Here is a 9215-nt window from a genome sequence, read left to right on the forward strand (position 1 = left end):
GGGTGAGGCCTTGCAGCGCTTGAGCACGCTGTTGGCCGCGCCGTTTTTCAGCAGTGTGGCCGGCAAGGGCTTACTGCCGGTGAATGACCCGTTGAATGCCGGCGCCACCCTGTGTGTGGAACCCGGCTGGCAGCTTATCAGCGAGGCGGATGTGGTGTTGGCCGTGGGCACGGAAATGGCCGACACCGATTACTGGCGCGAACGCTTGCCCATCACCGGCGAACTGCTGCGCATCGATATCGACCCGCGCAAGTTCAACGATTTCTACCCCTGCGCCGTGGCGCTCAAAGGCGATGCCCAACAGACCTTGCTGGCCTTGCTCGAACGTCTGCCGCCGGCACCGCGAAATACCGATGCGGCACGCCAACAGGTCGCGAGATTACTTGAGGCGGTGGAGTTGGGGCACGGCCCTTTGCAGTCCATTCACCAGGCCATTTTTGACCGCATCGAGGCGGAGCTGCCCGCTAACGCCTTTATCAGCAGCGACATGACCCAGTTGGCCTACACCGGCAACTATGCCTACCGCAGCCGCGCCCCGCGCAGTTGGCTGCACCCCACCGGCTACGGCACCTTGGGCTATGGCTTGCCCGCCGGCATTGGCGCCAAGTTCGGCGCGCCGCTGCGTCCGGGCCTGGTGCTGGTGGGCGATGGCGGCTTTCTCTACACCGCCCAAGAGTTGGCCACGGCTGTCGAGGAGTTGAACAGCCCGCTGGTGATACTGCTGTGGAACAACGACGCCCTCGGTCAGATCCGCGATGACATGCTCAGCCTGGACATCGAGCCCATCGGCGTGCTGCCACGTAACCCGGACTTTGCGCTGTTCGCCCAGGCGTTCGGCTGCACCGTGAACCAACCCAAGAATCTGGATGAGTTGCAGACGGACTTGCGCAACGGTTTCAAACGCAATGGCGTGACCTTGATCGAGCTCAAACATGCCTGTGCCTGTTGACCTTTACAGGAGCAAGACCATGAGCGAAAACAACAACAAAATGACTCAAGCGATGCACCGACGGGACTTCCTCAAACACAGCGCCTCTTCGGCCAAGCCGACACCCAAACCCGGCGGCGTACTGCGCCTGGGCCTGGCCTATGCCGAGAGGTGCTGGTGATGCAACGCGGCAGGGTGGTGGACCAAGGCCGCCGCAGCGCGATGTTTACCCCGCCGTACCAGGCTTACACCGACCTGTTGTTTTCATCGGAGCCGGAAATGGATCCGGACTGGCTCGACCATTTGCTGGCCCAACGGGCGGCGTCCACTGTTTAAGGAATGCACATGAAGGTGTTGATTGTTCACGCTCACCCTGAGCCGCAGTCGTTTACCGCGGCGCTGCGCGATCAGGCGCTCGGCACGTTGCAACGCCAGGGCCACGAAGTGCTGGTCAGCGACCTGTACGCCATGCAGTGGAACCCGGTGGCATCGGCCGCCGACTTTTCCACGCGGGAGAATCCGGATTATCTGGTGTATGCCCTGGAGCAGCGCCTGGGGGTTAAACATCAGTCGATTGCGGCGGACATCCAGGGCGAACTGGACAAGCTGCTGTGGGCCGACCTGCTGATCCTCAACTTCCCGATCTTCTGGTTCTCGGCACCGGCCATGCTCAAGGGCTGGATCGACCGGGTGCTGGTGTCCGGCGTGTGTTACGGCGGCAAGCGTTTTTACGATCAGGGCGGGCTGGCGGGCAAGCGCGCGCTGGTCACCGTGACCTTGGGCGGGCGCGAGCATATGTTTGGTGAGGGTGCGATTCACGGGCCGTTGGAGGAGATGCTGCGCCCGATTCTGCGCGGCACTTTGGCGTATGTCGGGTATGACGTGCTGGCGCCGTTTGTGGCCTGGCATGTGCCGTATATCAGTGCCGAGGCGCGGCAGGATTTTTTGCTGGGATATGAGCAACGGCTGCAAGGGCTGGCGGATGAGCAGCCCATGGTGTTTCCGAAGCTGGCGCAGTTTGATGAGGCGTTGTATCCACTCTCTTGAGGCTGGCACAGTCCAAATGTGGGAGCGGGCTTGCTCGCGAAAGCGGTGGGTCAGTCAGAAAACCTGGTACTGACAGACCGCATTCGCGAGCAAGCCCGCTCCCACATTTTGATCCGCATGGATCAATTGGCTTTGTGCTGTGCCCGGAGGCGCTCTGCCGCACTGCGCAGCAATTGTTCGGTGCCCGCCCAACCCAGGCAACCGTCAGTCACCGACACCCCGTATTTCATCGACGCGCTCAACGGTTGGCAGCCTTCGAACAGGTGGCTTTCGAGCATCATGCCGATCAGCGACGTATCGCCTTGCAGGCGCTGTTGCAGCACGTCGTTGAACACTGCCGGTTGACGCAGCGGGTCTTTGCCGCTGTTGGCGTGGCTGCAATCGACCATGATGCGCGCCGCGACCTTGGACTTGGCCAGGTCGTGTTTCACTTGCGCCACGCTTTGCGCATCGTAGTTCGGCCCACGATGACCGCCGCGCAGTACCAGGTGCGTGTCGGGGTTGCCCGGTGTCTGGATGATTGCCGGATGGCCTTGGCTGTCCACCCCGAAATGGCGATGCGGGTGGGACGCCGAGCGCATCGCATCACAGGCAATCGCGACGCCGCCGTCGGTGCCATTTTTGAAGCCGACCGGCATGCCCAGGCCGCTGGCCATTTCGCGGTGGATCTGCGATTCGGTGGTGCGTGCGCCGATGGCGACCCAACTGAGCAGGTCATCGAAGTAGCCGGCGGCCATGGGTTGCAGCAACTCGGTGGCGACCGGCAAGCCCAGGCGCAGCATCTCGCGCATCAGTTCGCGCGACAGCGTGAGGCCGGCGGCCATGTCGTCGCTGCCATCCAGGTGCGGATCGTAGGCCAGGCCTTTCCAGCCGATGGTGGTGCGCGGTTTTTCGACGTAGGCGCGGATTACCAGCAGCATCTGGTCGCTGACTTCCAGCGCGAGCTTCTTCAAGTTGCGCGCGTATTCCATGGCTGATTCAGGGTCGTGGATCGAACACGGGCCGACAATCACCAGCAAACGCGAGTCTTCGCCATTGAGGATGGCGCGCACGGCTTGGCGATGGGTGTGGATCTGTTCATTCAGGAACGGGCTCAGAGGCAACTGGTGCTTAAGCTCAAGGGAGCTGGGCAGGCGCTGGGTCAGGGCTTCATTGGCGCTGGACAGGTTGGCAACAGGCAAGGCGGCGGTGGCAGAGTTCATATTCAAGGCTTCCTGGGCAAGCGGCGGGCTGTTCCCGCACGCTCTGCCCTACTGGGGTGTTCGACAATTGGCCGTATTGGCTACGTGTGTTGGCTTGCCACCAATAGGTGACCGATCGGAGGCGGCAGGCTGTCCCGAACGGAGCTTGCTAAATCGCCATGCAGTCGAAGTGTCGTAACGGTAATAGGTGGCGTAGTTCATGTCGTGAGTCCTTTTAGTGTTCGGTGTGAAGCAGAATTATTGGGGCCTTAAAAAACAAAACCCCCGGTCGGGGAGCCGACCGGGGGTTAGATTTCTCTGGTAGGCGACCCCTTGAGTAGTGGGCGCCGATTTCAGGTATCAGGCGCGCCAGTGGCTAAACCAATACCCAAAATAAAAGCTGACCAGTGCGCTCAAACCGCTCACACGGGTAGCCGACACCAAGCACGAGGCGCTGGCAGCAGGGCAAACCTGAGTGTGGGTGAGTTGCAACATGGTGTGTCTCCAAATGATGGGGGGAGCTTACTAGAGGCACGCGTGTGGGTTCAATCAGTTATTTCTATCGCGTGACCTACTTACGGCTATGGGGTGAGTACCGATATGCTGTTCACACGTTAATAATGATTGCCAGGACGCGACCATGACTGCCTTGACCCTTGCCGCTGCCCAAACCACTTCCATCGCCGGCGACGTGCCGACCAACCTCCAGCGGCATTTGGCGTTTATGCAGGCGGCGGCGGAGCAGGGCGTGCAATTGCTGGTGTTTCCGGAACTGTCGTTGACCGGCTATGAGCCGGCCCTGGCAGCCCAATTGGCGATTGCTCCCGAGGACGCGTTGCTGGCACCGCTGCGCGAGATGGCACAGGAACTGCGAATGACCGCAGTGGTGGGCATGCCGATTCGTCTGGCACCTGCGACGGGTGTGTTTGTCGCAGCCCTGGTGCTGGGCGCGGACGGTTCGTTGGCGGTCTACACCAAGCAACATCTGCACCCGGGCGAAGAGGTGGCGTTTGTCGCAGGGCAGGGCGGCGCATCACTCGAATGGGCGGATGATCGGATTGCACTCGCGGTCTGTGCGGATTTTTCCCACGCCAGCCATCCGCGTCTGGCAGCAGAGGCCGGCGCTACGGTGTACGCCGCCGGTGTGCTTATCAGCGAAGGCGGGTACGCAACTGACAGCGCGCTGCTTCAGGGGTATGCCGCCGAACATCGCATGCTGGTCCTGATGGCCAACCATGGTGGTCCGTCCGGTGGTTATACCTGTGCAGGGCGCAGCGCTATTTGGACTGCGGGCGGGAGCCTGCTCGCCGGCGTGCCGGGCACTGGCGAGGCTTTGGTGATTGCCCGCCGCAACGGCCAGCACTGGACTGGCCAAGTCGTAGCCCTCTGAAATGGGTTTTTACCTGCGCGCGGCGACGGACCTTGACCTGCCGTTCGCGCGAACGCTGACCCATGAAGCCATGAATCGCTACTACCTGCAGTACGATTTGTTGTGGTCTGACCATGGCTTTGATGTCGCCTGGGCTTCGCGTGAAAACTGGCTGATTTGCCAGGATGAAACCGTGATGGGGTTTATCAGCGTCAGCCGTGACAGCCGGGCGCTTTATATTCGCGAATTGCACCTGCTTGAGCGCTGTCGTAAACAGGGCGCGGGCAGTTGGGTGTTGCAGCAGATGGTGCTCAAGGCGCGCGCGCAGGGCTTGGGCCTTTTACGCTTGACCGTGTTCAAGACCAATCCGGCGAAGGGCCTGTATCAGCGCCAGGGGCTGAGCATTGTTGGGGAGGAGGACTGCTTTTGGCGCATGGAGCGCGTGTGTCAGGCTGGCGCTGTGGACTAAATCAAGCACAGGGTAGGAATAAGCGCATACTGCGCTCAAGACACGCTGTTTGGATCGCGGTGTTGAGCCACGGGCTCATCCACGATAATCCCTTCTTTCATGCCCAGCAGGACCGCTACTTTATGGGCTTCCCCACGCCGTCCCTTTTTACGCCCAGCGAGCACTTGATACGTGGTGGCCGGATCAACGCCATGTTCACGTGCGAACGCTTGAACTGACTTTCCTTGATGTTCCAGCCAAGCCTTGGCTTGTGCGGCGGTACGGATTCCGGGCATAGTTCAAAACCGTTCAAGTTTGTGTAAAACGAGATGAGTGTGTCACCTCTTGGGGTGTGCCAGATAGGATCATACATCCAAATGAGTGGAATCGGTTCGCGTTTGCGTCAAGAAAGAGAGCGACTTGGCCTGTCGCAAAAAGTTTTTGGTGAAATTGGAGGTGTGGAAGCCAATGCCCAAGGCAAATATGAGAACGGTGGGCGTGCGCCTAAAGCCGACTACCTGTCACGGGTAGCCGAAAAAGGGGTGGACATCCTGTACGTGTTGACCGGCGTTGCCACGCCGATCCAATTGGAAAACCTCAGCCAGATAGAAGAGAAAGTCCTCGGTGATTACCGCGCCATGTTCAAGGAAGACCAGGATGCAATCCGCCGCCTCACATCCACCCTGGCCGAACATTCAGTCGCGTTGAATGGGAAAATCAAACCGCAAGCCCAGGATTCCTGACCTTTTACCCAGGAAACAGCGCTGCTTGTCATCCGACGGGCAGCTTCATCACGTTGAAACTCTATATATATGACGCTTGCAGCTAGGTCTGCGCCTTGGTTTTTTGCTAAGGTGTTCAGCAACCTATAAGACCATATCGCGAGGTGTCTGCTTGATTAGGGTGCTAGTAGTCGATGACCATGATCTCGTTCGTACGGGCATTACACGAATGCTGGCTGACATCGATGGCCTGCAAGTAGTCGGCCAGGCCGAATCGGGGGAGGAATCCCTGATCAAGGCCCGGGAGTTGAAACCCGATGTGGTATTGATGGACGTCAAGATGCCCGGGATTGGCGGTCTTGGTGCCACGACAAAATTGTTGCGCAGCCATCCGGACATCAAGGTCGTGGTAGTCACCGTGTGCGAGGAAGATCCCTTTCCCACCCGGCTTCTGCAGGCGGGAGCCGCCGGCTACCTGACCAAGGGCGCAGGCCTGGCCGAGATGGTGCAAGCCATACGCCTGGTATTTGCCGGCCAGCGCTATATCAGCCCGCAGATTGCCCAGCAGTTGGCGATCAAGTCGTTCCAGCCTACCAGCGACTCGCCGTTTGATGCGTTGTCGGAGCGGGAAATCCAGATCGCCTTGATGATCGTCGGCTGCCAGAAAGTCCAGACGATCTCCGACAAGCTGTGCCTGTCGCCTAAAACCGTCAACACCTACCGCTATCGTATTTTCGAGAAGCTCGCCATCAGCAGTGATGTTGAATTGACCCTGCTCGCGGTACGCCACGGCATGGTGGACGCCAGCGCCTGACATGACCACACCGTTTGATCCGAGTGCCTTTCTCTCAACCTGCAGTGGCCGCCCTGGCGTGTACCGCATGTTCGACAGCGAGGCACGCCTGCTTTACGTGGGCAAAGCCAAGAACCTGAAGAACCGCCTGGCGAGCTACTTTCGCAAGACCGGGCTGGCGCCGAAAACCGCCGCGCTGGTGGCGCGTATCGCCCAGGTTGAAACCACCATCACTGCCAATGAAACCGAGGCGCTGCTGCTGGAGCAGACGCTGATCAAGGAATGGCGGCCGCCCTACAACATCCTGCTGCGTGACGACAAATCCTACCCCTATGTGTATTTGTCCGACGGTGACTTCCCGCGCCTGAGCATTCACCGAGGCGCGAAGAAGGCCAAGGGCAAGTATTTCGGCCCGTACCCGAGCGCCGGCGCGATCCGCGAAAGCCTGAGCCTGCTGCAAAAGACTTTTTTTGTGCGCCAGTGCGAAGACAGCTTCTACAGGAACCGCACGCGGCCGTGCCTGCAATACCAGATCAAGCGTTGCAAGGCGCCCTGTGTCGGCTTGGTTGAACCGGCGGAATACGCCGAAGATGTGCGCCATTCGGTGATGTTCCTTGAAGGGCGCAGCAACGCCCTCACCGATGAACTCTCAGGCGCCATGGAGCAGGCCGCCAGTACCCTGGATTTCGAACGGGCTGCCGAGCTGCGCGACCAGATCTCGCTGTTGCGCCGCGTGCAGGACCAGCAAAGCATGGAAGGTGGCACCGGTGATGTCGACGTGATCGCCGCCTTCGTCAACCCCGGCGGCGCCTGCGTGCACCTGATCAGCGTGCGTGGCGGGCGAGTGCTGGGCAGCAAGAACTTCTTCCCGCAGACCGGTATCGACGAGGAAGTGGCCGAAGTCATGGCAGCCTTCCTTGGCCAGTACTACGTGAGCAGCCCCGAGCGCGACTTGCCGTCCGAACTGATCGTCAACGTGGTGCATGAGGACTTCCCCACGCTCATCGAGGCGATCCACGAATTGCGCGGCCGTGAGCTGGACATCAGTCACCGTGTACGCGGCACCCGCGCGCGCTGGCAACAATTGGCCGTGACCAATGCCGAACAGGCCCTGGGCGCGCGCCTGGCCAATCGTCAGCACGTTGCCGCACGTTTCGATGCCCTGGCCGAAGTGCTTAACCTGGATGAACCGCCCCAGCGCCTGGAGTGCTACGACATCAGCCACTCCAGCGGCGAAGCCACCGTGGCTTCCTGCGTGGTATTCGGGCCGGAAGGGCCGATCAAATCCGATTACCGGCGCTACAACATCGAAGGCGTCACTGCCGGCGATGACTACGCCGCCATGCACCAGGCTCTCACACGGCGCTTCAGCAAACTCAAGGACGGCGAGGGCAAGCTTCCCGATATCCTGCTGGTAGACGGCGGCAAGGGCCAGCTGTCCATGGCCCGTGACGTGCTCAACGAACTGGCGGTGCCTGACCTGATCCTGCTTGGCGTGGCCAAGGGCGCCACGCGCAAGGCCGGTTTCGAGACGTTGTACTTGAATGATGCCGCCCATGAGTTCACTTTGAAGGGCGACTCCCCCGCGTTGCACCTGATTCAACAGATCCGCGACGAAGCTCACCGCTTTGCCATTACCGGCCACCGTGCCCGCCGTGGCAAAACCCGGCGAACCTCAACGCTGGAAGGGGTGGCAGGTGTTGGCCCGACCCGCCGTCGCGACCTGCTTAAACATTTTGGTGGCTTGCAGGAGCTATCCCGTGCCAGCATTGACGAAATAGCCAAAGCACCCGGTATCAGTAAAAAGCTCGCAGAATTGATTTATGCAAGTCTGCACAGCGAATAGAATGCCTTCTCACCTCGTAGCCAGTTGTGCCGATGAATATCCCTAATCTGATCACCGTTCTACGCGTCCTGCTTATCCCGATTTTCATTTTGTTGTTCTATTTGCCCTACGAATGGAGCTATGCCGCCTCCAGTTCGGTGTTTGCCTTCGCTGCCGCCACCGACTGGCTTGACGGCTACCTGGCACGCCGCCTGGAGCAAAGCACGCCATTCGGCGCGTTCCTCGACCCTGTGGCCGACAAGCTGATGGTCGCCGTGGCCCTGGTCCTGCTGGTGCAGGAACATGGCAACCTGTGGCTGACCCTGCCGGCTGCCGTGATCATCGGCCGCGAGATCGTCGTCTCGGCCCTGCGCGAATGGATGGCCGAAATCGGCGCCCGCGCTCATGTGGCCGTCTCCAACATGGGCAAATGGAAAACCGCCGCGCAAATGCTTGCGCTGGTGATTTTGCTGGCCAACCCGTCGGACTTCTCGATGTGGGTGCTGATTGGTTACGCCTTGCTGCTGATCGCCGCCGGCCTGACCTTGTGGTCCATGCTTCAGTATTTGCGCGCTGCCTGGCCGCATCTGCGCACCACCGTTGAAAAGAAATAAAACTTTTTTGAATCAAGGGGTTGACGGGGGTTCTGGATTCTATAGAATGCACACCACCAAGACGCGGGAATAGCTCAGTTGGTAGAGCACGACCTTGCCAAGGTCGGGGTCGCGAGTTCGAGTCTCGTTTCCCGCTCCAAATGCAAAGAAAAAAGCCACTCTAACGAGTGGCTTTTTTTTGCCTGGGTGCCTAGGTCCTGATCGCCGGTGGCGGTGTGCTGCTGGTTGTAGCGCGGGTGGGTGAAGGTGTAGTCGCGCTGTACCTGGCGCGCGGTGCGCACTTGTTCG

General features: G+C 60.1%; 11 protein-coding genes, 1 tRNA gene and 1 pseudogene. 11 read left to right on the forward strand and 2 right to left on the reverse strand.

The window, feature by feature from the left end; all coding sequences use genetic code 11:
• The 4 genes and pseudogenes from BFP92_RS31945 to BFP92_RS24250 form a co-directional block, all read left to right on the forward strand.
• Positions 1-949 (forward strand): thiamine pyrophosphate-dependent enzyme (locus BFP92_RS31945; protein ID WP_239694317.1); only part of this gene is annotated, 949 nt, incomplete at its 5' end.
• Between the two features lie 19 nt (positions 950-968).
• Positions 969-1109, forward strand: coding sequence for a hypothetical protein (locus BFP92_RS31810; protein ID WP_170875864.1), 141 nt, complete (start codon positions 969-971; stop codon positions 1107-1109).
• A pseudogene (locus BFP92_RS31490) lies at positions 1097-1264 on the forward strand (ABC transporter); the annotation flags it as partial. The gene BFP92_RS31810 and the pseudogene BFP92_RS31490, both read left to right, overlap by 13 nt.
• 9 nt (positions 1265-1273) lie before the next feature.
• A complete protein-coding gene (locus BFP92_RS24250; RefSeq protein WP_065931462.1) occupies positions 1274-1975 on the forward strand; it encodes an NAD(P)H-dependent oxidoreductase in 702 nt (233 codons plus the stop codon).
• A 122-nt stretch (positions 1976-2097) separates the two neighbouring features.
• Here the strand turns inward: BFP92_RS24250 and BFP92_RS24255 are convergent, their stop codons facing one another.
• Positions 2098-3177, reverse strand: a complete 1080-nt coding sequence (locus BFP92_RS24255) for a 3-deoxy-7-phosphoheptulonate synthase (protein WP_065931463.1) — start codon at positions 3175-3177, stop codon at positions 2098-2100.
• A gap of 619 nt (positions 3178-3796) precedes the next feature.
• On the opposite strand from BFP92_RS24255, the gene BFP92_RS24260 reads away from it, so the two are divergent.
• Positions 3797-4546, forward strand: coding sequence for a carbon-nitrogen hydrolase family protein (locus tag BFP92_RS24260; RefSeq protein WP_065931464.1), 750 nt, complete (start codon positions 3797-3799; stop codon positions 4544-4546).
• 1 nt (position 4547) lies between these two features.
• Positions 4548-4994: a GNAT family N-acetyltransferase gene (locus tag BFP92_RS24265; RefSeq protein WP_065931465.1), complete on the forward strand. Its 447-nt coding sequence runs from the start codon at positions 4548-4550 to the stop codon at positions 4992-4994.
• 35 nt (positions 4995-5029) lie between these two features.
• On the opposite strand, the gene BFP92_RS30745 is transcribed toward BFP92_RS24265, so the two are convergent.
• Positions 5030-5269 carry a DNA-binding protein gene (locus BFP92_RS30745; protein ID WP_074854515.1) on the reverse strand — a complete coding sequence of 80 codons (240 nt, stop codon included), beginning with the start codon at positions 5267-5269 and terminating at the stop codon, positions 5030-5032.
• Between the two features lie 81 nt (positions 5270-5350).
• Here BFP92_RS30745 and BFP92_RS24270 point away from each other — a divergent pair, with 81 nt between their 5' ends.
• The 5 genes from BFP92_RS24270 to BFP92_RS24290 all read left to right on the forward strand — a co-directional run bounded on the left by BFP92_RS24270 (position 5351) and on the right by BFP92_RS24290 (position 9066).
• Positions 5351-5716, forward strand: coding sequence for a helix-turn-helix domain-containing protein (locus BFP92_RS24270; protein ID WP_065931466.1), 366 nt, complete (start codon positions 5351-5353; stop codon positions 5714-5716).
• A gap of 151 nt (positions 5717-5867) precedes the next feature.
• Positions 5868-6509 (forward strand): response regulator transcription factor GacA, encoded by a 642-nt coding sequence (uvrY, locus tag BFP92_RS24275; RefSeq protein WP_003190387.1) that lies wholly within the window; start codon positions 5868-5870, stop codon positions 6507-6509.
• A gap of 1 nt (position 6510) precedes the next feature.
• Positions 6511-8334 (forward strand): excinuclease ABC subunit UvrC, encoded by a 1824-nt coding sequence (gene uvrC, locus BFP92_RS24280; RefSeq protein WP_056858038.1) that lies wholly within the window; start codon positions 6511-6513, stop codon positions 8332-8334.
• A gap of 32 nt (positions 8335-8366) precedes the next feature.
• Positions 8367-8927 carry a CDP-diacylglycerol--glycerol-3-phosphate 3-phosphatidyltransferase gene (gene pgsA / locus BFP92_RS24285; protein ID WP_056858037.1) on the forward strand — a complete coding sequence of 187 codons (561 nt, stop codon included), beginning with the start codon at positions 8367-8369 and terminating at the stop codon, positions 8925-8927.
• Positions 8928-8990: 63 nt separating this feature from the next.
• Positions 8991-9066 (forward strand) — tRNA-Gly (locus BFP92_RS24290).
• Positions 9067-9215 lie beyond the last annotated feature (149 nt).

The organism is Pseudomonas sp. 58 R 3, assembly GCF_900006605.1.
Classification (GTDB): domain Bacteria; phylum Pseudomonadota; class Gammaproteobacteria; order Pseudomonadales; family Pseudomonadaceae; genus Aquipseudomonas; species Aquipseudomonas salomonii.